Source organism: Marinobacter sp. VGCF2001 (genome assembly GCF_049943275.1).
Taxonomy (GTDB): Bacteria; Pseudomonadota; Gammaproteobacteria; order Pseudomonadales; family Oleiphilaceae; genus Marinobacter.
The window spans coordinates 23,694-47,186 of sequence record NZ_JBNFVX010000005.1; the positions used below are offsets into that span (position 1 = coordinate 23,694).

Genomic DNA, 23,493 nt, shown 5'->3' on the forward strand with positions numbered 1-23,493 from the left:
TATGGTGCGCATAACGCCATAGAAATTGTCTCCGGCTGGCGTACACTGGGGTTATCAACGGGAGAATGATTGATGGCACCTCAGGCTCCGGCGGGGCGTATTCAGCAACAGGTATCGGCAATCGCCAGTGGCTTTCTTGGTGACTGGCTGGAGCGCCGTGGCAATGTTCTTGCCCTCCCCATGTCCGTATTTGCCGGAGATAAAGAGCTGCGGGTAGAGCAACCGGAACCCGAGACGCCCGGCCGTACCTTGTGCCTGTCAATTCACGGCCTCATGGAGCTGGAGTCAGTGTGGGATTTTCCCTCCCGGCCTGGGTACCACTATGGCAGCCACCTTGCGGAACAGCTTGGTGATACCAGCGCCCTGAAACTGCGCTTCAATACCGGCCGGCCTATTTATCGCAACGGCCAGGAATTGGCGGCCCTGCTTGAATCACTGGTCAGCAGCTGGCCTGTTCCGGTACAGCGGCTGATTCTGATTGGGCACAGCATGGGCGGGCTGCTGATTCGGAGTGCCTGCCACTATGGTGTAGTGAACGATCATTCCTGGGTCACTCTGAAACCGGATTGCGTTTACATCGGCTCACCTCACGATGGGTCCTGGCTGGCGGTGGGTGCCCACAAAGCGGCTGACTGGCTTAACCAACGTCCAAGGGACTATCTCAAGGTGATCGGTGAAGTAATCGACCTGCGTAGCGAGGGCATCCGTAACCTGTCCCGGGGCGATGTTCTGGAGCCCGGTATGGAACCGCAACCACTGTTACCGGAGGCCCGGCATTACGTGGTCAGCGGGCTGCTGCTGCGCGGCCAACAACACCCCGTAAATCTGCTCTTTGGCGATGCCCTTGTGCAGCAGGCCAGTGCCGAAGGCGCTGGCCAATCCGGCTGGCAGCTGGCGGGCTGTGCGAATTTCCCGGGTGTGGATCACATTCGCCTGGCCCACCATGCGGTGGTGTGCCAACAACTGGAGGACTGGTTGGTATGAAAAACGGTGATGGCAACGCGCACTGGTGGCTGGGCGTGGCAGATCTTCTGGGCCATGGCGTGCAACACGGCGCCGTGAAACTGCAGCGGGTTCATTTGTCGGTGGCCGAGGAAAGTTTCCGGATACTGGAATCGGTGCCCGTTACCCGGCCCGGAGCGCGAGTGGTTCGGGTATGGCACCACGGTATTGCGAGGCTGAGTTATGGAAGCGTGGCAATGGCGGGGCGGCTGGCAACCAGGCTTACGGGCTGCCAGCCGTGAGGATTACTGCTGATTCTCAAGCTCGCCAAAGGTCTCGGCAAACAGGGCTGAAGACAGGTAGCGTTCGGCCGAATCCGGCAGCACCACCACGATGTTCTTGCCCTGGTGTTCCGGTTGTCGACTGACTCGAACGGCCGCTACAACCGCTGCACCGCAGGAAATCCCGCACAGAATGCCCTCTTCCCGCATCAGGCGATGAGCCATGGCCATCGCCTCTTCATTGGTGACAGGCTCTACCTGGTCAACAAGCTCAAGATCCAGATTCTTGGGCACAAAGCCCGCCCCAAGCCCCTGAATCTTGTGGGGAGAGGGTTTGATCTCGTCTCCCCGCAGTGTCTGGGCGATCACCGGTGAGTCCGCGGGCTCTACCGCTACGGTGGTAATGGCTTTGTCTTTGGTCTGTTTGATGTAGCGGGAAACACCGGTCAATGTGCCCCCGGTGCCAACACCCGATACGAAGATATCCACTTCGCCATCGGTGTCGTTCCAGATTTCCGGCCCCGTGGTGTCTTCGTGAATCCGGGGATTGGCCGGGTTCTGGAATTGCTGGGGCAGAAAGTGGTTGTCCGGGTCTGAGCTGAAGATTTCCTCAGCTTTGGCGATGGCGCCCGGCATCCCCTTTGCGGGCTCGGTCAGCACCAGTTCTGCGCCCAGCGCTTTGAGAACCTTGCGTCGTTCCAGGCTCATGGATGCCGGCATGGTAAGCACCAGTTTGTAGCCACGGGCCGCCGCGACGTAGGCCAGGGCAATGCCGGTGTTGCCGCTGGTGGGCTCGACAATGGTCATGCCCGGTTTCAGGGTGCCGCGTTTTTCGGCATCCCAGATCATGGCGGAACCAATACGGCATTTGACCGAATAGGCCGGATTGCGGCCTTCAATCTTGGCCCAGATGGTTGCGCCATCATTTACCCGGTTCAGTTTCACCAGCGGTGTATTGCCGATGGAAAAGGAATTGTCGTTATAGATGCGTGCCATGTTCTGCTCCTGTTCCTTATGTCTTGCGTCCGGTCTGTCTGGCTTCCAGGCGGTTTCGGCCATTGCCCTTGGCGGCGTAGAGCGCCTGATCGGCCAGCCGCAGATACTCGGCCGGCGAACCGGCCGGCGTGGGCACGCCATAGGCGAGGCCAATACTGACCGTCAGCTCGATCGCGCTGCCCTGGCAGGTATCGCACTGCCGGTTGGCAACCGCTGCCCGGAAACGTTCCAGTCGCTCCATGATATCGGATGCGTCTTCGTAACTGGTGAAAATTATGAATTCCTCACCGCCAAAACGCGACAACCGGTCGGTATCCCGGCGGAAGTGCTCCCGCATGACATCGGCCAGCGCCTGAAGGCATTGGTCTCCAGCTTCATGGCCCCAGGTGTCGTTGATTCTCTTGAAGTGGTCGGCATCCACCATGGCCACGGCGAATCCGGTTTTGTGGCGCTGGCACCATTGGAAGCTGTGGGGAAACTCGCGGTCGAAATAGCTGCGATTGCCCAGTTGGGTGAGGTTGTCGGTTACGCTCAGTCGTGACAATGCTTCGTTGGCGTCGGCCAGCTCCCGGTTCAGCCGGCCAAGCTTGCGATTCCAGTACACCAGCAGTGCCGTAATCACGAGGCCGGCAATCAGAATCTGCCAGAACCGGGTGTAATCAACCCGTTCCTCAATCCGAAGATTACGCCAGGTGCTCTCCAGATTCTCTCTTTCCTCCGGAGTGAGGCTGGAAACCAGCCGCTGCATGATGTTGTTGAGTATGGGTTCGTCATTCCGGGTGGCAATGGCCAGGGACCAGTCGGCAGGGACCCGGCCGATCACTTTCAGGTCGGCCAGGCCGAGGGACTGCATGTAATAGCTGGCGGTGGCCAGGGTGGTGATGTAGCCAGCCAGCGTGCCATTCTGTAATTGCCGCAACCCATCTTCCTCCGAGCCAACCGGAACCAGCTGCAGCGTGGGATAGCGTTGCTTCAGCAGTTCGGCAAACGCGTAGCCGTCGACCACGCCAACGGGCCTGTCGCCCATGTCACTCAGCCGTTCGATAAACGGTGCTTCAATACGCCCCATGATGACGTTGGGCACTTCCAGGTAGGGGGTGGTGAAGTTCATGTAGCCGGTGCGTTCCGGGGTTTCCATGGCCAGAGGGAACATGTCACAGCGGCGGTCGCGGGCGGCGTCAATGGATTCGCGCCAGCTGTCGGTTGGCACCAGCTCGAAATTGAGGTCGCCCCGTTCCCGGAACAGCTCGAGCACCTGGGCCGACAGGCCCACATGCTGGCCATTCTCGATGGCTTCCAGTGGGCTCCAGTCCGGATCGACGCAGATGCGGATTCTGCGGTTGTGTTGTTGCAGCCAGTCGGCTTCCGTTTCGTTCCACTCAATCCGACCGCCCTGTTGGTCTGCCCGCCGGGCCGTGGCGCCGAGCCAGCGGGTTTCGATGGTTCTCTGTTCGGTGGGAGAGATGGACGCCAGGGCCTGATTCAGGATGTCCGCCAGCGGAGACAGGGACGGCCGGATACCGAAGCGCAGGTCCTCTCCGGTGAAACCGGGTAGCACCAGTTCGCCAGCAATACGCACGCCGCTGATGCCAAGTTCATGTATCCAGTAATTGCCCGAATGCAGGGCGTTGATCACCACATCCACGTCGCCCTTGGCCAGAGCCTGGAACATGGGCTCCTGAGCACTGAAGGTTCGCAGGTTGTCTGTGCCCAGAATCTCTTTGACGGCCTCTTCGTAATAGATGCCGGCGCCAATGGCCAGGCGATAATCGCTCAGGTCTTCCAGCCGGGTGTAGTTCAGGCCGTCACTGCGGGTAAATATGACATTGGGGATCGTGTGGTAGGGCTCGGTGAAACGTGCAAAGGCTTCCCGTTCCGGGCGATAGGACATGTTCGCCATGATGTCGATATCGCCGTTCTGCAGCATTGGAATCAGCTCTTCCCACTGGCCGCGTACCGGAATAATCTGCAGGCCGGTGAGGTCGGCCAGACGATCCATAACGTCCACGCTCAGGCCCAGAGTTCGGCCGCCATCAGTAAAGCTGAAGGGGGCGTAATCGTCCATGAAACCCACTCGAACCGGCCCGAGGGTGGCCAGGAACTGCAGTTGTTCGGAACTTAAGGGCAGCCTGGCGGATCGTTCTGTGGAAACGCCACCGAATTCCTGCCAGCGCTCGCGCAGATTACTCAGGCGACTGGCCGGAATGGCGTCGAGGCCCGCCTGTAAACGGTCCAGCAAGGCCTGGTCGCCCATTCTGACACCAAGGCGGAAATCCTCCCGCGATAGCTGGTCGAGGGGCGCTGGCCCGGCCATTTCCAGAAAGCGGAAGCCGGCCCGGTTGGCCAGATACTCCATGGTCAGGCGTGGGCCAACGGCCACATCCACCCAGCCAAAGGCCAGAGCCCGCACCAGGCTGGGCAGGGTATCGTAGGTCTGTATGGTAAGGTCTTCGTCCTGCAGCCGATCCAGGTAGTAAATGTTCTCCACCACGCCGATCCTAAGGCCTTCCAGGTCCGTCAGATTCTGGATTGGGGGCAGGTAACGGGCGCTGTCCCGCATCAGGTAGACTTCGCGAAAATGGTAGGGTTCGGTAAACAGGATCTTTTCAGCCCGCTCCGGGCGCCAGGAAATACCATCAATGGCGTCCAGATCGCCCTGGAGGAATGCCGCGTAAATGTCTGGCCAGCTGCCGGCCCGGAAATCAAAGGTCAGGTTGGCGTTGCGGGCGACTTCTCGCAGGACATCAATGGAGAAGCCCGTTGGGGTGCGCCCTTCGAAAAAAGTGTATGGCTCGTTATCGGCGACCACGCCGATGGTAATCACCGGTGGCTTGTCAGCAGGAGCCTCTGCCCGGGCGAATCCGGCAACAACCAGCAACAGCATCAGGGCCAGGAAAGGCAGCCGGGATACGACTGTGACCGGGCGCTGTAGCGTTGAAAACGTGGGGAATGTCAAAATGAACTTTCCATGTTGCTTACCGCGACAGTGTAGTTGCAAATCGTAACCTCTGACAGTCATAACTGGCCAGAATTCATACAGACTTTGTGAAAACTTCAGCGAGGAACCGCAGCCCATGGCAGAACAGGCGTTTGATTGGCAGCACACACCCGCCGCCGTCTGGCGGAGGCACCGTTCAGGCTTGCGGGCCATTCGCCGGCTGGACCCGGTGCAGTGGCCGGCGCTGACCGGCATTGACCACCAGAAGCAGGCGCTGGCACGGAATACCGAACGCTTTCTGGCGGGTGAACCCTCCAATAACGTCCTGCTCTGGGGATCGCGGGGGACGGGCAAATCTTCGCTGATCAAGGCCTTGCTGAACCGCTACTGCGATCAGGGCCTGCGCATGATCGAGGTGGACAAGGACGACCTGGTCAACCTGCCGGAAATCGTCGACGACATCTGCGAGCTGCCGTTCCGGTTTGTGATTTATTGCGATGACCTGTCGTTCGATGTGGGGGAATCCGGGTACAAGGCACTGAAAAGTGTGCTGGAAGGCTCACTGGAGCTGCCGCCGGAGAATGTGCGGGTCTATGCCACCTCGAATCGGCGCCACCTGATGCCGGAATTCATGAGCGACAACCTGAAAAGCGAAGTCCGGGATGGCGAACTGCATCCGGCCGAAGCCATTGAGGAGCAGGTGTCGCTGGCGGATCGGTTCGGTCTTCAGTTGTCGTTTTACCCGTTCTCGCAGGATGTCTATCTGCAGGCGGTGGATCTGCTGTTTCCCCAGGTGCAAGACCGTGAAGCTCTGCACCTGGAGGCGGTGCGCTTTGCCACCGGCAAGGGCGTGAGAAATGGCCGCACCGCCCAGCAGTTCTACCGCCAGTTCGCCGGCGACCCCCGGTTCTGCTGAACCGCTACTGCCGGCGGGCCATACGGATGAAGCGATGATGGATGGTGCGGATGCCGATAAACACCAGCACCATCACCACCGGTATCGCCAGGCCGGTCACCAGTGGTTCGTTGATGGTCGCACCGGTACCTTTCAGGGCGTCCAGGCCCAGTTTCAGCAGGCCAATCAGGTAGTAGGAGATGGCCACCACGGAAAAGCCTTCCACGGTATGTTGCATCATGAGCTGAATGCGGGAACGGCGGTCCATGGAACTGAGTAGTTGCTGGTTCTGGCTCTGAATGGCCAGCTCCACCCGGGTGCGCATCATTTCCGAGGCCCGGTCGACCCGGCGTGACAGATCTTCCAGGCGCTCGTTAACGGCTTCGCAGGTTTTTACCGCTGGGGTCAGTCGCCGGGTCATGAATTCGGTGATGGTCAGGTGGCCGGAGACTTCGTCTTCCCGCAGTTCCTCCAATCGGGTCAGCACCAGCCGGTGATAGGCCCGGGTCGCCGAGAACCGGAAGGTGCTATGGGCACGGTAGGCTTCAATCCGGGCTGCGATGTTGGTCAGCTCGGCCAGAATCTGTTGTTCATCCAGGCTCTCGTTGTCCGCCAGGGACTGGGTGATGCGGGCGAGTTGTTGATCCATGTCGTTCAGTGACGGTGTAATTTCACGAGCGACCGGCAGCGCCAGCAGCGACATCAGACGATAGGTTTCGATCTCCATCAGGCGCTGGATCAGACGGCCAAGCTGGCTGTTGGACATATGGTGATTCAGCACCATAAACCGCCCGAAATTGTCACTGTGCAACTGGAACGAGCCCAGCACCCGGGCTGCACCCTCTTGCGGACTGCTGCCCACCAGGCGCATACCTTCAAAGTGTTTGCGCATGAACGCCAGTTCGCTGCGGGCGTCCTCCGAGGAGGAGCGCACCTCAACGTGAAAGGCGCCCACTACAGTACCCTCCAGCTGCGCCAGCCAGCCGTCTGGTAACAGGCTCAGGCCGGTTTCGGCAAACGGATCCGCGTCGGAATCGGCCAGATTGATGAAGGTGTAGGAGGTAAACTCCATGTGCACTTCCCGCCGGATGCGCAGTCTCCCGAAGCTCTGCTCATAGCAGCTCACTTCCTGTTCCGGCCAGGGCTCGCCCAGTAACCGGTGCAGTTTCTGCAGGTGCTCAAACTGCCGGGTTCGCTGATCCGGTGTGGTGATCACGGCAATTTGCGTAACCCTGGCATGGGGCGGGATGATCTGGAACGGTCGGGAGTGAAGTTCCTGGTAAAGGTCCGCCCGGAGCGGGTGGAAATCCAGGTTGCGGGTATCTGCACTCACGGTGATGTCCTTGGGTTGGCGTCGGTAGCCGGGATGATAACCCGGAAACAGGCTCCGTCAATGCCATTGCGCTGCTGGTTTCTGGCTTCCACCCGGCCACCATGGTAGTCCGCAATCAGGCGCACGATCAGCAGACCCTGGCCTAAATGGCCGTCGTGGGTGCCGCTGCGCTGAGAGACGAACGCACCGAAAATATCGACACCGTCATGGTCGGGCAGGCGCGAGCCTTCGTTGAATACTTCGAGCAGGTGATGGCCGTCGCGGGTGTGCAGCCGAACCTCAATGTGGCCATTTTCAGGGGTGAAGTCCCGGGCGTTATCCACCAGTTTGTCGAGCATCTGGACCAGCATTTCCGGCGACCCGTTTATCAGGCAATCAGCCGCCGGCCCGGAATAGATAATACGGTGCGCGCTATCCAGTGCCTGATAGGCTGCGGTGGCTTCGGCCAGCACGGAGGCCAGGTCAAACGGTTCTTTGTCGGTGTCTTCAAAGCTCTGCTCCAGCCGGGCGGCTTCGCTCATGCTGTGCAGGATACGACGAAGGCGCTCGGTAGCCGCCGCGGCACGTTCAAGGTACGGCTCCCGATTCTGCTCGGGTCCGCCCAGAGCCAGGTTCTCCAGGGATGAGCGCACCACCGCAACCGGGGTTTTCAGCTCGTGGGACAGGCGCCTGGAAAAGCTCTCCAGATATTCGTTGTAGTTCTGCAGGCGCAACACCATCTGGGCAAAGTGTTGTTGCAGCTGCGCGAGCTCGTCGCGGCCCCGTGGTGAGGGAATAGGGCTCAGAATTCGGCCATCGTCGTCGACACTGGCCTGAACCAGCGCCTGCAGCCGGGTAATGCGCCAGGACAGCCAGCTGGCATAACCCAGCAGCACCAGCGTCAGCGCCAGAATGATCAGCAGGCTCCGGGCCAGCACGCTGCCCAGGGTCGAACCGGACAAGGTCAGGAGCTGATCCAGAGACTGCTCCAGCAACAGGGTCCGGCCACCGAACAGCTGGTGACGGCTAGCCAGCCAGACCGAACCGTCGCTGTGCCGGACCAGACCATTTTCCGGTAACTCGATGGCTTCCCGGCGGCCATACTCGGTTGCTAATTTTTTCGGCTCTGGTTGGTACAGCCGAATCAGCCCACTCAGGGCGTTAAGCGTGATCTGTTCGACGATCTGCCCTGGGGACAGGTCCTCGAACATTGAGCTGGGCTGTGGCGCAGCCAACCGTCTGTGGGCCAGTATCCACCGGTTCGGCTCCATGATGGTCGCCTGTTGGCCGGGGCTGAGCTGGCCCGCAAGGCGTTGCTCCAGGCGGATATCCTGCTGAATCAGTATGGGTGGTGGCGTGAGTTTCGTGCCTGCTCCCTTGTCTTCTTGCCCCGCTCGTGTTGCCTGGAACCCGAGGCGGCTGCCCGGGGAGGGCAGTGGCAGCTTCAGTTCCAGTTCCCAGCTTGCCCCTTTATCCTGCCAGCTCGCCTGCAAGCGTGAATCCGGAGTGGGTGGTCTGGTGGCCTGGAAAACCGTCACCGTTCCGGGAGCAACGGCGCGAAGGAACCAGTGTTGTTCCCGGTCGCGGGAATCCAGTTCGCCAGCCGGCGCCTGCAGTCGCAGGTCGAAACGTTCATGGGGCTGGCCAGGGCGGGCGGGGTTAAAGAGTGCCAACCCCTGATCCTGGCGCTGAATCAGTAGATACAGAAACTGGCCGTCGTGGCGGGCTTGCCAGCGTAAGGCGGGAGCTGCCGAACCATCGGTCTGCCAATGCGCCGCCTGATCACTGTCATCGAATCCCGGCCACTCGTGACCGTAGCCATCAATCGTGATCGCCTGGTCCACGGAACCCGCGTAAATTGCGTTCTTGTCGCTTGCCACCGGCGTATCCAGCAGCCGGTCACCGGCCACGTCTGCCAGCCGGGTGCCCTGGGCTTCAAGTTGTTGCAGTGCCTGCTGTCGCAAGGCGCTGTCCAGTTCCAGCACGAAGCGCAATCCGGCCCAGGGAATCAGCAGCATCAGCAAGCTGGCCAGTAGCAGTTGTCGTTTCAGACTCAAAGCTCAGACCTCACGGGCATTCCAGCGGTAGCCCATGCCGTAGGCGGTCTGGACGCCGTCGAACTGATCATCAAGCCGGGTAAATTTGCGGCGGATACGCTTGATGTGGGAGGTCACGGTATTGTCGTCGAGCACCGTGCTGGCGGCTTCCATCAGCTGTTCGCGGCTGCGTACGTGTCCCGGATGCTGGACCAGCGCATACAACATCCAGAATTCGGTGACGGTCAGGTCCACCGGCTGACCATCCCAGGCCACCGTCATCCGGTCCACATTCAGGGTCAGCTTGCCCCGGCGGAGGATATCATCGGGTTTCTGAAGTGCTTCGGCCCAGGCTTCGGCCCGGCGCAGCAGCGCGGTGACACGCGCCAGAAGGTGTTCCAGGCTCATGTCTTTGGTGACGTAATCGTCGGCGCCCAGCCGCAGGCCGTGCACGGAGTCGATGTCGCTGTCGCGGGCAGTCAGGAAGATAATCGGCAGGGTGGCCGACAGGCTGCGAAGGTCCTGGCACAGGGTGAAACCGCCCTCCGGTTCCTCGCCCAATCCCACATCAATGATGGCCAGGTCGGGCAGGCTCTGGCGCAACACCTGCCAGGCGGCCGGCCGGTCGCCGTAGGTTGATACACGGTACCCCCGGCGCTCGAAGGCGGCGCGGTAGTTATCGCGTAGGCCGGCTTCATCTTCGATCAGGACGATGTGCTTTTTCATGGTGGGTTCAGTCTGCCGTGTTGCCAAAATCGCCGTGTCATTTAATCACGCTGACCATGGCATACAAGCGATGTCGACGCCATTGCCATAATTCATCATTTTTCATCGCCAGCCTGCCGGTTTCTGCCATCGGGTTGCCCCGTGGCCGGGTTGAAATAGTGGCATCACCATCAACACAAGGATCCTCCCATGATGCTGCTATCGCTGCTTGCCACCCCGACCGTTCGGCCGGAATGCCATCATCAGCCGTTGAAGCGGGCGCCATCGGTTGGCGCCAGGCGAACCATGATCCGCTGCGCCGAGGGTATCAGTCTATGGCTGGCCGTGGTGCTCATGCTGTTCGTACACCCGTTGTATGCCGAGGCCCGCGCGATGGACGCCGAACAACCCGGGCAGCTGTATCTGGTGGATCAGAAAAGCGCCTGGCAGGAACCCGCTCTGGTACTGGATAGCCGGTTTGACGTTCAGGTAACCGGCCTGCTGGCACAGACACGCCTGACCCGCACTTTTCGCAACACCAGCGATGTCTGGCAGGAAGGTGTGTTTGTGTTTCCCCTGCCGGAGCAAGCCAGCGTCTATGGCCTGACCATGACCGTGGGCGACCGCCGGATAGTGGGGCAGCTACAGCCGCGGGCCCGGGCGCGCCAAGAGTATGAAAAGGCGAAGCAGGCTGGCCAGAAAGCGGCGACCGTAGAGCAGAACCGGCCCAACCTGTTCACCAGCCGGATTGCCAACATTGCGCCGGGTGAGGAAGTAACGGTGGACGTGCAGTACCAGCAACCGGTGAGCTACCGCCATGGCGAATTTGAACTGCGCTTGCCCACCACGCTGACGCCCCGGTATATGCCAGGCAAGCCTGTTGCTAAGCCGGCCAGTGCCTGGCGGTCCGGCTGGTCGCTGCCCACCACGCAAGTTGCCGACGCCAACGAAATCAGCCCGTTTACCGTGGGGCCTGACGAAGTGGGCCCCGACAGCCACCGTGCCACCATCGCGCTGGAGATTGAAGCGGGGTTGCCACTCGATAAAGTCACCAGCCCCAGTCATCGCCTGCAGGTGGAGCTGGACGGTAGCCGGGCCAAAGTAGCGCCGGAACAGGGGGCGATAGTGATGAACCGGGATGTAATCCTGCGCTGGCAGCCCGAAGGCAATCAGGCGCCAACGGCGGCCTTGTTTCACCAGCAATGGCAGGGAGAGGATTTTCTGATGGCCATGGTGATGCCGCCGGCCACCACGGGCCCGGTTCTGCGCCGGGAGCTGCTGTTTGTTATTGATACCTCCGGTTCCATGGCCGGGGAGTCCATCCGGCAGGCCCGCTCGGCCCTGTTGCGCGGGCTTGATACTCTGCGCCCCGGCGATCGCTTCAATGTCATTCAGTTCAACAGCCAGCCCCACGCCTTGTATCCGCAACCGGTGCAGGCCAACGGCCATTATCGGGCACGCGCACGCCGCTATGTGCAGAACCTGAGTGCCGATGGCGGCACCGAAATGGCCGGCGCTTTGTCGCTGGCGATGGGCATGAAGAGTCCGGAGTCCGCAGGCCATGTGCAGCAGATGGTGTTCATGACCGATGGCGCGGTTGGCAACGAGTCGGCCCTGTTCGAGCAGATCCGGACCGGGCTCGACGACCGTCGATTGTTTACCGTTGCCATCGGCTCGGCGCCCAATATGCACTTCCTGCGGGAAGCCGCACGCTGGGGCCGGGGCCAATACACGGCGGTGCAGAGCACCGAAGACCTGGATAAAGCGCTGGGCAAACTGTTTGCGGCCATGGACGCACCCGTGATGACCGATGTCAGTGTTCAGTGGCCGGGCGACACCGCGCAACCCGTGCCGGTGAAGCCGGGTGACCTGTTTCAGGGGCAGCCTCTGGTGCAGGTGGTTCGTGGCGTACCGGCGGAGGGCGAACTGTGGGTCTCCGGCCGTTTGCCCGGTGGCCGGCAATGGCAGAGCGCGCTTGATCTGGCCAGTGCGGCCCCGGGCCAGGGCCTGGGTCGGCAGTGGGCGCGGGGGCGGATTGAGGGCATGATGGATACCGCGAGCCTGGGCGGCAGCGAGCCCGATGAAGATGCCATTGTCGCATTGTCTTTGCAGCATGGCGTGATGTCGCCGTTTACCAGTTTTGTGGCCATTGAGGAGCGGGCCTCCCGGCCCCGGGACGAAACCCTGAGCCGGGAGTCTGTGCCTACCCTGCTGCCGGCTGGCAGTCAGTCGGGGATGCTGCGTTACCCACAAACCGCCACCTTCGGCCCGCTGCTGACGGCTCTGGGACTGGTGGGGCTGATGTTCTCGTTGGCCATCGTCATGCTCAGCCGGAGGCAGACCCTATGAGCCGGGCGCTGCTCTTATTGGTGGGATGTTCCGCCACCCTGCTGGTCTTTGGTCTCTGGATTCCGTTCAAGGCGCTGGTGGCCCAGGAAATGCTGGAGCTGGCGTGGGCCGAGAGTCAGGCGAGGCAGAGCCAGGCCCGGCCCTGGCCCTGGGCCGATACCTGGCCGGTGGCGAAGCTGGATATACCGGCCCGGGATGTTTCCATGATGGTTCTGGAGGGTGTGCACGGTGAGAGTCTGGCCTTCGGGCCGGGGCGTATGCCTGCCAGCGACGGCCCGGGCGGGCCGGTCATTCTGGCCGGCCATCGCGACACTCACTTTCGCCATTTGCAGCATCTGGAACCGGGTGATGTGGTCAAGTTGCAGGGCATGGACAGCCGTTGGCGCCAGTATCAGGTAACGGCAACGCGGGTGGTCGACAGTTCCAGAGAGATCCTTGATACCCGGTCACTGGCGCGGAATACCTTGTTGCTGATTACTTGTTACCCGTTCAACAGCCTGGATGCCTCTGGCCCGTTGCGCTATGTGGTGGAGGCCCGTCCGGATTTCATTGTGAAACCAATTGATACTGTTGCCACCCTATAAAGTTGGCGTACACTTGTGCGCCAAAATGCAGTCGATTGGATCAATCAGAATGTCGCTAGTTCGAAAATTCCTGGCCTGGCTCAGCGTCCCCGTAGTTTGCCTGGTCATGATGTTGCTTTACCTTGCCCGGCCCTTCAATCCCGATAACAACCGGGTGCTGGGGTTGGTGGTGGCTCGGGTGGGCCGCTGTATTCTGGGCATGAAGCGACCGCTATATGGTGCCGAGAATATGCCGAAAGACCGGCCCATGGTCGTTATTGCCAACCACCAGCAGAACGATGATTTGTTTGTGGTAGGGGATCTGATGCCCTCCCGTGGCGTGGCCGTGGGCAAATCATCGCTGTTGTGGGTGCCGGTGTTCGGGCAGGTATTCTGGTTGGGCGGTAATATCATTCTCAATCGCGGCCGCGCAACCAAGGCGGTGGCCACCATGCAATCCACCAGTGATGCCATTACCCGCGAGCGCAAGAGTATCTGGGTTTTTCCGGAAGGCACCCGAAGCCGCGGCCGGGGATTGGGGAGTTTCAAGAAAGGGGCGTTCCACATGGCGATTGCTGCCGGAGCCCCCATCACCATGGTCTGTGCCGGTGAATACCATGGCAAATCCAGCGGCTGGACCGGGCGAAGAGAACCTGTGCCCGTGCGTATCCTGCCGCCCATCGAGACCGAGGGCATGAGCCGCGAGGATGTTCCCGAACTGATGCAGCGTTGTCACGAGCAAATGGAAGAAGCCATTGCCGGCCTTGCCGGTACCCACGGAACTGCTTGAACACCCGGTTAAAACAGGGCAGTCTTTCGAGCTACACAGGCGCTGAATCTGGATATCTGGAGGGAATCGCACATGAATCTGATCTGGTTTCTGGTTATTGGTGGTCTGGCCGGCTGGCTGGCCGGCCTGATCATGAAAGGCAAGGGCTTTGGCGTATTGGCCAACATTGGCATTGGTATTGTGGGCTCGTTTATCGGTGGCTTTCTGTTCGGGCTGCTGCAGCTGTCTGCCCAGGGCGCCATTGGCCGTCTGGTTACGGCAACCATAGGGGCCATCCTGCTGCTGGCCATTGTCAACAAGATCAAGAAGGGCTGAGATGATCGTACCCGTTACTGCTGTTTTTGCCGCCGTCACCGGCCTGTTGTTGCTGGTGTTGTCGGCTCACGTGGTCAAATACCGGCTGAAATACCGCCAGGGAATGGGCGTAAACGACGACCGGGAATTCGAAGTCGCCGTCCGGGCCCACGCCAACCTTGTGGAATACGCACCGCTGGGCCTGATCATGCTGGCGCTGGCGGAGCTCAATGGCGTCTCCGGTACCCTGATCTACTGGACCGGCATGGCTCTGGTGGTGGGTCGTATCCTGCACGCCTGGGGCATGATCAACGGCAAGGGCGGGCCGCACCTGGCTCGGATGATCGGCATTCTCTTGACCTGGCTGGCCATACTCGTGGCGGCTCTGTTGCTGTTCTGGAATGTCTGGCAAGTGTACGGTTGATGGCATGAGCAATGAATAAAAACGGGGCCCTAGGGCCCCGTTTTTTGTCGCCGTTATTCACAGGGCCTGCGCGATATCGCGGCGCAGGTATTCCAGTTCCACACGGCGATTGGCCGCGTGATCTTCGGGGCGGGCGAGTGGACGTTCCGGCCCCCAGGTGGCCAGCAGGATAGCGCTTTGTGGTACGCCTTCCTGGATCAGTAATCGGGCAACGGTGTTGGCCCGGAGTCGGGCCAGGAAACGGTTATATTCGGCAGAGCCAAATGTGTCCGTATGACCATGAATCCGTATCCGCACACCGGGGTGCCCCTTCAGGTAGAATGCGTGCCGTTTGATCATTTCGATATCCGGAGCATCCAGTGTGTGCTTGTTGAAGCCATAGTGGAACCGGGTTCGGTGCGGTTGGTCGGCGTCTGCGGACAAACGCCCGGCCGAGGCCGCGAAGGCGAGTGCCGCTTCGGCCAGTATATCGGGGGTGTCCAGAACTAATACGGTCATCTGCTGCTTCCTCGAGTCGAGAGCCCGGCGTTTTTGTTATGTCTCCGTCACTATTGATGTCGGAGGCCATAACGGCAATTGGCGAATGGTCGATAGCCACCCGGGTGTTCTGGTTATCGATTGAATGGCATTTGTGTGACTGTGTGATTACACCGCGAAAAGAAGGCCCGGCTGTGGTAAAAAGCAGCTTTTCAGGGACAGATTATGATGAATTGTGACCGCCCATGCTGATTATTCCTGCCGAAAATGCCATTAACTGGAAACGCCCCCCCTGGGTAACCCTTGGCCTGATCATGGCCTGTCTGCTGGTGTTTCTGTTCTATCAGGGCGGAGATGACCGCAAACTGGAATCGGCTCTGGAGCAATATCTGGAGCAGGATCTGCTGGCCCTGGAAGCGCCTGCCTATGAGGATTATCTGCAGCGGGAAATTCGTTTCGAGGGTAATCAACAGCGGGTGCTGGAATTGCAGGAGTTCCAGCGGCTTCAGGAGACCGGCGAAAAACCGTGGCAGGCGCTCACGCTGCTGCTGGATCGCGAGTTCTACCAGTATCTGCAGCAGAACCAGAGGCTGATCTGGACGCCGGCGGAGCGTGCCCGGTGGCAGGATCAGCGCTCGGCGATAGAGCAGCAGTGGATCAGCCAGATGAGTGCCTATCAGCTGGGGCTGGTGCCGGCAAAACTGTCGCTGTACACCCTGATTACCTACCAGTTCCTGCACGGAGGTTGGGGCCACATCCTCGGCAACCTGTTGTTCCTGTTCCTGCTGGGCTTCACGGTTGAGAAAGCATTGGGGCCTGGCCGTTTTCTGGTGGCCTACCTGGTGTGTGGTGCGCTCTCCGGGCTGGTGTTCACGGCGTTTTCCACAGGCAGCCAGCTGCCGCTGGTGGGCGCATCCGGCTCCATTTCAGGGCTCATGGGTATGTACGTGGCCATATACGGCCTGCAGCGTATTCGTTTTTTCTATTTTCTCGGGGTCTATTTCAACTATTTCCGGGCGCCAGCCATTGCCGTGCTGCCGGTCTGGCTGGGTAAGGAAATCTACGATTACTGGTTCGCCGGTGCTACCGGCATTGCCTACATGGCCCACGCGGGCGGTCTTGCGGCCGGCGCGGGACTGGTATGGTTGTTGGGCCAGAGTTGGTTGCAGGTCAAAGAGGAGTTCTTTGAGCCTGGCCAGGAAGCCCAGGATGAGCAATTTACCAAAGCCTACGGGCAAGCCATGGCCAGTCTCGGGCGAATGGAGTTTGAACTGGCCCAACGTCAGTTCGAAGCCCTGCACGAGCGTTATCCGGATCGGCCCGTGCTGTTGCAGCATCTCTACCAACTGGCCAAATTAAGGCCGGACCTGGAGGCCTACCGTTTGAGGACCGAGGAAATGATGGCCGCGGCCATGGCGGGGCATCAGCCGGAACAGATGGTGGAACTCTGGCAGGAATACCTGAGCAAGGGCGAGGCTCACAACCCGTTGCCGCCGGAGTCTCACAATCGTGTGCTGTTCGCCAGCCTGAAACGTCACGATTTCAAAGTGGCCGAAAAGGCCTTTGAGCGAATGCGCACCAGTGCCGATCCAGACATGGTGCACGAAGCCTGCCGGCTGCTGGTGGCGGAGTTCGAGAAACTGCAGATGGAGCCTAAAGCACGGCACTATCGTCAATTACTGGCGGCCCAGGGCTGAGGCGCAGCCGCCACGTTTTCAGTCGGGAACCTCAAAACTCGCCTTCGGCCCTTTCAAGGGCTGATGGGCGGTTACCTGCTCGAGCCAGACATCAATGTGCTCATGGGCAGGGTGCTTCACACAGCGCTTTTTGATGAACGACAGGAAGGCACTGGCTTTTTCCCATTGTTGCAGGCCGTTGGCCAGGGCCTGGGCCACGATCAGGTAGGCGGGAGCCAGTTGGTCACTGTCCGGAAAGCGCTTGTGGAAATCCTGGAGCAGGCGGATGGCTGCCTTGTGATGGCCCCGATGGTAGAGAGTGCCCGCGCACTGCACGGCCAGTTCCGGGTCATCCAGCTGGAAGGTCGGTTCCACAGCCTGCAGGCTCTTTAGCAACTGGTTCAGCCCGTCGCCGTCGTGCCGCTGGGCCAGCCAGGCCATCATCCTCGGATGGTAGCGGTACAGCTCCTGAGCATCATTCTGCGCGGTCAGCAGCTGGTACAGCTGGCCGATGCGGACGGGATTGGTGCGATCCCGCTTCAGAGCCTCCTGCAGCATACTTTGTACACGCTCATAGTTGCCGTCTTTCAGGTTCATGTCCAGATCCGCATCAAACCGGCTGCTGCGATCGCGCTGGTGCTGGTCGGTTTCTGAGGAATCGTCCTTAATGTCCGAGGCAAAACCGAGTTCTTCCTGGTACTGGAACAGCAGGTACCCCAGCATATGAAACAGGATCAGGGTAAAGGTACTGTTCAGGAACCCGGCCACAGGCTGCGCCACCCACATTGGGAAATGATTGACCGCGAAGTCCTGGGCGGCGCCGGAGGCGAGCGTCAGCAGGATCAGGTAGCCATACAGCAGAAAGTAAGGGGTCCCGATGCGTGAGATCAGCACGGCCAGATTCAGGGGGTTGACCGCCGCCCCAACGGACCGCTCCATGGCCAGAACCATAATGCTGGCCGGTAGCGCCAGGACCACAAACGCCACCGCCAGTAGCATCAGGACGGGGCCGCCCAGCATGGCAGCGGCGCCCACCAGGCCGCCCATCAACACAAACACCAGTAACTGCAGCACGACAATGTCAAAACCACTGCCGGTGAACGCCACCGAAACCGGCGGCGGTTTCAGATGCCCTTCGGCGGTGTGGTTGATCACGGCGTAGGTGTACTTGAACAGGGCCAGGGCAAGAATCAGCCAGATGATCAGACCCACAAGATTGGCCGGCGCTATCACCGGCACGAGGGTGCAGATAGCGATGACCATCAACGGATCGGTGTGGAAGGGATAGCGGAAAAACGCGCCCACACGCTGCCAGAACGGCACCACCTCTGTGGCGGCACCCAGATAGCGCATGGCTTTGCTGCAGCGTGGACAAAGTGCCCGGCGCTGTCGGCTGTCGGCATCGGGCATACACCGGCTGCAGTAGTGCATCTGGCATTCGCCGCAATGCCACTTGGCCGGGTCGCCCGGGTGGTAATGACAATCGTGCTTCACGTGAGACCGTTCCTGATCCGTCAGAAATCCGCCGCCAATGATGACAGAACTCATCCCGTGCCGCACCCGCAGTGTTCACAGTTGGGAATGCTCCTGTGAACACGGGGCTTCTGAATGGATGTTTTTCTGATCTATTTCGGGATAACCCTATCAGGTTTCTCAAGATGCAGCCGATAACATGGCATAAACGGCGTGGATGAACCGCAATGCAGAAAGTTCCGGCTATTGCCCTGGTATGTGTTTTGATCTCGGGCCTGTTGGTCGCGTTTCCCGTGGTGGGCTACCTTACCCGGGACAATAACTATTACGGATTCAAAACCAATCTTGAAGTGCCGCCACTGCCCGGTTATCGGCCCGGCAACGAACAGGTTCGGCTGGTGTTCTTTGGTTATCAACACTGTGGCACCGTCTGCCCGCTGCAACTGGTGAATCTGAAGAAATTGCAGCGCCGGTTGACCAACGAGCCGGTGCGTTTCGTATTTGTGACACTGGACCCGGAACGGGACAGTCAGCAAGAGCTTGACCGGATTATGGCGGGGATGGGCGATGGCTTCTACGCCGTGCGACCGGCATCCCAGGCTGCGGCACAGAACCTGGCCATGGGCTTTGCCGAGTATGCCGGTAAAACCGGCAGCGGTGACCATTACGATTTCGATCACAGCGCCCGGATTTACGCGGTCACAGCGGATAACCGGCGCCAATTGCTTTATGCCTCTCCCGACCTGGACCTGGCGCGGGTTGAGGACGACATTCAGCGGCTCCTGTCGAGACATTGAGAGATTGATACGTGGAAAATAACATCGATATTGCGGATCTGACGCGAGAGCAGGCTTTGGTCAACGACCGTCAAATGCTCTTCATCTTGCTGGCTCACGTTCCTGTCGTGGGGCTGTGGGTGCCCTGGGGCTATGGTACTCATGGTTTTGCACTGATGGCTTCGGTCCTGGTGGGCGTGGTGGCGCTGGCAGGCTACTATTTGTTCCGGGGTACCCGGGCGAGCTCGGTTCTGTTCGCGGCTTGCCTGATGCTGTTTTCCGCCATCATGATTCAGGCCCAGATGGGTCGTATTGAAATGCATTTCCACATATTTTCGGCCCTGGCACTGGTGATCATCTACCGGGACTGGCTGCCGGTGATTGCAGCGGCCGTCACCATTGCTGCCCACCATCTGCTATTGACTGCACTGCAGCTCTCTGAAGCAGAGGTGGGCGGTATGCCGTTGATGATCTTTAATTATGGCTGCAGCTGGGGTATCACCTTCCTGCACGCCGCCTTCGTGGTGTTTGAGGCCGGTATTCTGGTGTTCTTCGCCGTGCAGATGCGGGGGGAGCGCAATCAGGCCTTCCGCATGATGGCCATTGTCCGGGATTTTGATCAGGACCACGATTTGTCTGGCCGGTTGCCGGCGCACGATAACGACGCCAGTGCCCGTTCCTTTAACGAGATGATGGAAAAATCATCAGGCCTGGTCGCGCAGATGCGTGATTTTTGCCAGGAGCTGCGCCAGAACTCCGAACAATTGCGCAATGCCAGCGAAACCACCCGGCAGTACGTTGAAGAGCAACAGCAGCAGGCAGACCAGGTAGCGACCGCTACCAATCAGATGTCGGCCAGTGTCCAGGAAGTGGCGCAGAATGCGCAGCTGGCCTCTGAGGCAGCCACTGATGCTTCCCAGGCATCTTCGGCAGGCAGTGAGGCCATGGCCAGTGCCCGGAGCATGACGGAGGCAACCAACAAAGCGCTTGAGGACAGCGCGCGCATGGTCGTTCAACTGGCAGAGAAAGTGGAGTCGATCGCCCAGGTTACAGGGTCCATTCACGATATTTCAGACCAGACCAATTTGCTGGCGCTTAATGCTGCCATTGAGGCGGCGCGGGCTGGTGAGCATGGCCGGGGGTTTGCGGTGGTGGCTGATGAGGTTCGCTCCCTGTCGCGCCGTACCCAGGAGTTTACCGATGAGATCCGCGCCACCGTGGATGAGCTTAAAAACCTCTCGGAGGCAACAACCGCTGCGGTGGAAATCGGGCAAACACGGTCGACCGAGTCCAACCGGGCGATTCAGGACGCCGCTGACGCCATCACGCGCATCGAGCAGGCCATTGATTCGGTCAGCAGCATGAATAACCAGATTGCCGCCGCCTGCGAACAACAGGCGGCTACATCGCTGCAGATCAATGAAAACATCCATTCGGTGGCGACACGCAACAGCGAGGTCGCGAAAGAAGCGGACGTTGTCAGAGCCATGTCGGGTGACCTGGAGCACAGTGTGGTGGGAATGGACGAGCTGATCAGGCGATATCGGTTGTCCTGACAGGGTACTAAAAATTGATCTGTATCCTTAGGCGTCATAGCAGCCCAAGGTTATGATTGAAGTTTGTCAAAGTGAGAGAGTCGTCGTCATTCGGCTTTCCGGATTTATGTGAGTAATCGAGATGTTTTTGTCAGAGAAGCGAGCAAAAGAGCAGATAAAATCCCTGCTGGAAAATGATATGCAGGGAGCGTACCCGGATTGGCTGGCGCCATTAGCCGAGTATCTTGTGGAGGCTCGCTCTAAGGAGTTAGCGGCGGCGAACGGGTCAGTCGATATTTCGCGACACATTTCGAGTTTGGGGCAGGGCGCTCTGGATTTTGACGATCGTATTCACCACCTGGTGGCTAATGTGCAGACGCTTTCGGCTGCCATTGAGGAAATGTCTGCCAGTGCTTCGGAGGTGGGCGGTTTAGGTCAGGAAGTGCTCGAGCAAGCCTCTCAGGTAAACGAATACACCAGGGAATCCATTTCCGCGCTTGAGGATATGGAGGCCCGTTTGGCCGAAGTGGATATTGCACTGACCCAGGCCAATGAGGAAATGCGCTCGCTGGCGGAGCAGACTCGTAGTATTGAATCGCTCACCAACACGGTAAACGAAATTTCGGACCAGACCAATTTGCTTGCCTTGAATGCGGCAATAGAGGCGGCTCGAGCCGGGGAGGCCGGCCGAGGCTTTGCCGTGGTGGCTGACGAAGTGCGTCAGTTGGCTGCGCGCAGCGCAGGCGCAGCTAAGGAGATAAACGGAATTGTCGCGCAGATTATTTCCGGCTCCGAGTCGGTTCAGTCACGGCTGGGGAATTCTGTGCGAGCGGTGCAGGCATCGGGTGAAAGCCGAGAGCGTGTTGCGCAGGTTTTACACCAGTCTCGGGAATCATCGAATATCAATTACGATCAGGCAACGTCGATTGCTGCCGCTGCTGAACAGCAGAGTCAGGTGGCCGCCGATATGGCGCATCAGGTGAACTCCAATTCCGAGGACTCCGACGCACTTGCGAGTATTTTTAGTGATTTGATTCAGGCCATTCGCCCTCTGCGGGAGGATGCCGATCGCGTCTTCAGTAGAATTCGATTGTCAACGCCGTGCCTGGTGCTGGCAAGCGCCAAACGGGATCATGTGGTTTGGGTCGACAAGCTGATTCGTTTTGCGATCTTTAATGAAAATGCAATCTCTGAAGCCGAAGTCAAAGACCACACCCAATGTCGCCTTGGCCAGTTTCTGGCCGGCGACGATGCCAAACCGATGCATCAGCTTCGCAGTGCCGACCGTTTGGTTTCTGTCGCCCACCCGCAAGTACACAGAACGGGTAGAGAGCTTTTTAAGCTTGCACTGGCATTCCATCAGAAAAAAATCAGCACGGATGAGTATGCAAAACAGAGCCGGGAACTGGTTACCAGTCTCAACGCTGCCTCTACGGAGGTCTTGGAACTGTTGGACGATATGATTTCCGAAGTACTTGAGCGCGGAGGTTTTGGGTGCTGAATCTTCTGTAATGATCACCCCGGCAAGAGGAGTCTACGACCCACTGGTGTGGAGTGGGTCAATCGGCAACTACCCGGTTTTTCCCTTTGTTTTTGGCGCTGTAGAGCTGCTGGTCGACCCTCTCGAGAATGCTGGCAGGGGTGTCGTCCGGGCCTGATTCAGCAACGCCGACAGACAGCGTTACCCGGCCGACATCCGGTATGTCGGTACCGGCCATGGCAGTTCGTATATTGCCTGCGATCTCCATGGCTTTGCTCCGGTCACAGAACGGCAGCAAAACGATAAACTCCTCGCCGCCCCAGCGCACACACTTGTCCGTTTTTCGCGTCTCGTCCATCAGAATATCAGCCACGATCCGGATCACATCGTCACCCGTGGCATGGCCGTAGGTATCGTTCACCGCTTTGAAGTCGTCGATGTCGGCCATCAGAACCGAGAACGGCGATTCTTTTTCCAGGGCCTGCATCAGCGTGACATCCAACTCGATCTCGCCGCCCCGACGGTTCAGCAGGCCAGTAAGAGGGTCGTGCGAGGCCTGTTCCCGGAGTTTGAGCTCCTCAAAGACCCGGTCTGTCATGTCCTTGATAATACTTATAAAGTGTGTAATCCGACCCTCAGCGTTCTTGACCGGCGTAATGGTCTGCTGGCAGTGGATTTCATCGCCATTTTTATGTCGGTTGGTCACCATGGCCCGGAACGGAAGCCCCGCATTCAAATGCCGCCACAGGCCCTTGTAGAAGGTTTTGTCGTGCTTTCCGGACTTCAGGATCGAGGGTTTGCTGCCGACGACCTCGTTGGGCGCGTAACCGGTAATGATCTCAAAACCCTGATTGGCAAATTCAATAACGCCGTCTTGATTGGTAATAAAAATACCATCGTAGGCTGCATCGATGGCCTTCGCAAACAGGTTGCCGGTGGACTGTTCAGCCTGAAGTTGGGTGATATCTTTTTGAATGGAGAGGAAATACCGAACCTGGCCGTGATCATCGCGCACCGGCGAAATCGTCCATTCCACCAGATACGGCCGTCCGTTTTTACGATAGTTGATGGTGGAGCCGGTAAATGAGCCCCGCTTATCGAGCGCGTTGCGCATTTTGTCGATGACGCTTTGCTCGGTCAGTGGTCCTTGCAGCATGGCCGGATTCTGGCCAGCGAGCTCGTCTTCTGAATATCCGGTCATCCGGCAGAACGCCGGATTGGCATAAATAATCCGGTGATCCGGCCCGGTGATCAACAGGGAACTGAACGACAGCTCGGCAGAAGCTCTCAACAACAGCAGGGAATCGTCGGCGCTGAGGCCGGGCAATGATGTTGTCGATGAAGATGTCACAGGGAATCCCGGGGGGCAGGTGGTTGGTATACACACGGATAAGCATCATTGATGCGTGCCTTGCTGTCAACGAAGCAATGTTACGAAAACAACCGGAGGCAGGCTATTCACGCGAATGATACTGAACATTCAGCCGGGCATGGTTGAACTCTGGCTGATCGATGCAATAGTTAAGGGAGATTTCACAAGAGGAGGCATCA

20 protein-coding genes are annotated in these 23,493 nt (G+C 59.2%); 12 read left to right on the forward strand and 8 right to left on the reverse strand.

All coding sequences use genetic code 11. The features are described from left to right. Positions 1 to 72 precede the first annotated feature (72 nt). Together ACP2AU_RS07550 and ACP2AU_RS07555 are read left to right on the forward strand one after the other, a co-directional pair. The gene (locus ACP2AU_RS07550) at positions 73 to 984 is read left to right on the forward strand and encodes an esterase/lipase family protein (RefSeq protein ID WP_426375502.1); all 912 of its coding nucleotides are present in this window, start codon (positions 73 to 75) and stop codon (positions 982 to 984) included. Continuing rightward, the gene (locus ACP2AU_RS07555; RefSeq protein WP_426375503.1) at positions 981 to 1,244 is read left to right on the forward strand and encodes a hypothetical protein; all 264 of its coding nucleotides are present in this window, start codon (positions 981 to 983) and stop codon (positions 1,242 to 1,244) included. Before ACP2AU_RS07550 ends, ACP2AU_RS07555 begins: the two co-directional genes overlap by 4 nt. Positions 1,245 to 1,247: 3 nt before the next feature. Here the strand turns inward: ACP2AU_RS07555 and cysK are convergent, their stop codons facing one another. Both cysK and ACP2AU_RS07565 read right to left on the reverse strand, forming a co-directional pair. Further along, positions 1,248 to 2,219 (reverse strand): cysteine synthase A, encoded by a 972-nt coding sequence (gene cysK, locus ACP2AU_RS07560; RefSeq protein WP_426375504.1) that lies wholly within the window; start codon positions 2,217 to 2,219, stop codon positions 1,248 to 1,250. A gap of 16 nt (positions 2,220 to 2,235) precedes the next feature. Beyond that, entirely contained in the window at positions 2,236 to 5,175 is a 2,940-nt protein-coding gene (locus ACP2AU_RS07565) for a transporter substrate-binding domain-containing diguanylate cyclase (protein WP_426375505.1), read from the reverse strand. A 118-nt stretch (positions 5,176 to 5,293) separates the two neighbouring features. Here ACP2AU_RS07565 and ACP2AU_RS07570 point away from each other — a divergent pair, with 118 nt between their 5' ends. Beyond that, entirely contained in the window at positions 5,294 to 6,073 is a 780-nt protein-coding gene (locus tag ACP2AU_RS07570; protein ID WP_011787095.1) for an ATP-binding protein, read from the forward strand. Between the two features lie 4 nt (positions 6,074 to 6,077). Here the strand turns inward: ACP2AU_RS07570 and ACP2AU_RS07575 are convergent, their stop codons facing one another. Genes ACP2AU_RS07575 through pdsR form a run of 3 tightly spaced genes read right to left on the reverse strand, consistent with a single transcriptional unit; the run spans position 6,078 to position 10,126 of the window. Beyond that, positions 6,078 to 7,385, reverse strand: coding sequence for a DUF3422 family protein (locus tag ACP2AU_RS07575; protein ID WP_426375506.1), 1,308 nt, complete (start codon positions 7,383 to 7,385; stop codon positions 6,078 to 6,080). Beyond that, positions 7,382 to 9,421, reverse strand: coding sequence for a proteobacterial dedicated sortase system histidine kinase (gene pdsS / locus ACP2AU_RS07580; RefSeq protein WP_426375507.1), 2,040 nt, complete (start codon positions 9,419 to 9,421; stop codon positions 7,382 to 7,384). Before pdsS ends, ACP2AU_RS07575 begins: the two co-directional genes overlap by 4 nt. A gap of 3 nt (positions 9,422 to 9,424) precedes the next feature. Beyond that, positions 9,425 to 10,126, reverse strand: coding sequence for a proteobacterial dedicated sortase system response regulator (pdsR, locus tag ACP2AU_RS07585; RefSeq protein WP_426375508.1), 702 nt, complete (start codon positions 10,124 to 10,126; stop codon positions 9,425 to 9,427). A 189-nt stretch (positions 10,127 to 10,315) separates the two neighbouring features. Between pdsR and ACP2AU_RS07590 the strand changes: the two genes are divergently transcribed. From ACP2AU_RS07590 to ACP2AU_RS07610, 5 genes are all read left to right on the forward strand, one after another. Then, on the forward strand, positions 10,316 to 12,454 hold the full coding sequence (locus ACP2AU_RS07590; RefSeq protein WP_426375509.1) for a marine proteobacterial sortase target protein: 2,139 nt from the start codon (positions 10,316 to 10,318) through the stop codon (positions 12,452 to 12,454). Further along, complete coding sequence (locus tag ACP2AU_RS07595; protein ID WP_426375510.1) at positions 12,451 to 13,038, forward strand: class GN sortase; 588 nt, start codon at positions 12,451 to 12,453, stop codon at positions 13,036 to 13,038. Before ACP2AU_RS07590 ends, ACP2AU_RS07595 begins: the two co-directional genes overlap by 4 nt. Positions 13,039 to 13,087: 49 nt before the next feature. Next, positions 13,088 to 13,807 carry a lysophospholipid acyltransferase family protein gene (locus ACP2AU_RS07600; RefSeq protein ID WP_426375511.1) on the forward strand — a complete coding sequence of 240 codons (720 nt, stop codon included), beginning with the start codon at positions 13,088 to 13,090 and terminating at the stop codon, positions 13,805 to 13,807. A 72-nt stretch (positions 13,808 to 13,879) separates the two neighbouring features. Continuing rightward, complete coding sequence (locus ACP2AU_RS07605; RefSeq protein ID WP_426375512.1) at positions 13,880 to 14,122, forward strand: GlsB/YeaQ/YmgE family stress response membrane protein; 243 nt, start codon at positions 13,880 to 13,882, stop codon at positions 14,120 to 14,122. Position 14,123: 1 nt separating this feature from the next. After that, complete coding sequence (locus ACP2AU_RS07610; protein WP_426375513.1) at positions 14,124 to 14,525, forward strand: MAPEG family protein; 402 nt, start codon at positions 14,124 to 14,126, stop codon at positions 14,523 to 14,525. Between the two features lie 57 nt (positions 14,526 to 14,582). Here the strand turns inward: ACP2AU_RS07610 and ACP2AU_RS07615 are convergent, their stop codons facing one another. Beyond that, positions 14,583 to 15,023 (reverse strand): OmpA family protein, encoded by a 441-nt coding sequence (locus tag ACP2AU_RS07615; RefSeq protein ID WP_426375514.1) that lies wholly within the window; start codon positions 15,021 to 15,023, stop codon positions 14,583 to 14,585. Between the two features lie 224 nt (positions 15,024 to 15,247). On the opposite strand from ACP2AU_RS07615, the gene ACP2AU_RS07620 reads away from it, so the two are divergent. Next, a complete protein-coding gene (locus tag ACP2AU_RS07620; protein ID WP_426375515.1) occupies positions 15,248 to 16,699 on the forward strand; it encodes a rhomboid family intramembrane serine protease in 1,452 nt (483 codons plus the stop codon). An 18-nt stretch (positions 16,700 to 16,717) separates the two neighbouring features. On the opposite strand, the gene ACP2AU_RS07625 is transcribed toward ACP2AU_RS07620, so the two are convergent. Next, a complete protein-coding gene (locus tag ACP2AU_RS07625; protein WP_426375605.1) occupies positions 16,718 to 18,172 on the reverse strand; it encodes a hypothetical protein in 1,455 nt (484 codons plus the stop codon). Between the two features lie 206 nt (positions 18,173 to 18,378). Here ACP2AU_RS07625 and ACP2AU_RS07630 point away from each other — a divergent pair, with 206 nt between their 5' ends. From ACP2AU_RS07630 to ACP2AU_RS07640, 3 genes are all read left to right on the forward strand, one after another. Beyond that, positions 18,379 to 18,948 (forward strand): SCO family protein, encoded by a 570-nt coding sequence (locus ACP2AU_RS07630; protein ID WP_426375516.1) that lies wholly within the window; start codon positions 18,379 to 18,381, stop codon positions 18,946 to 18,948. Positions 18,949 to 18,959: 11 nt separating this feature from the next. After that, positions 18,960 to 20,483, forward strand: coding sequence for a methyl-accepting chemotaxis protein (locus ACP2AU_RS07635; RefSeq protein ID WP_426375517.1), 1,524 nt, complete (start codon positions 18,960 to 18,962; stop codon positions 20,481 to 20,483). A 484-nt stretch (positions 20,484 to 20,967) separates the two neighbouring features. Further along, a complete protein-coding gene (locus ACP2AU_RS07640; RefSeq protein WP_426375606.1) occupies positions 20,968 to 21,963 on the forward strand; it encodes a methyl-accepting chemotaxis protein in 996 nt (331 codons plus the stop codon). Positions 21,964 to 22,021: 58 nt separating this feature from the next. Here the strand turns inward: ACP2AU_RS07640 and ACP2AU_RS07645 are convergent, their stop codons facing one another. Further along, a complete protein-coding gene (locus tag ACP2AU_RS07645) occupies positions 22,022 to 23,293 on the reverse strand; it encodes a sensor domain-containing diguanylate cyclase (protein ID WP_426375518.1) in 1,272 nt (423 codons plus the stop codon). Between the last annotated feature and the right edge of the window lie 200 nt (positions 23,294 to 23,493).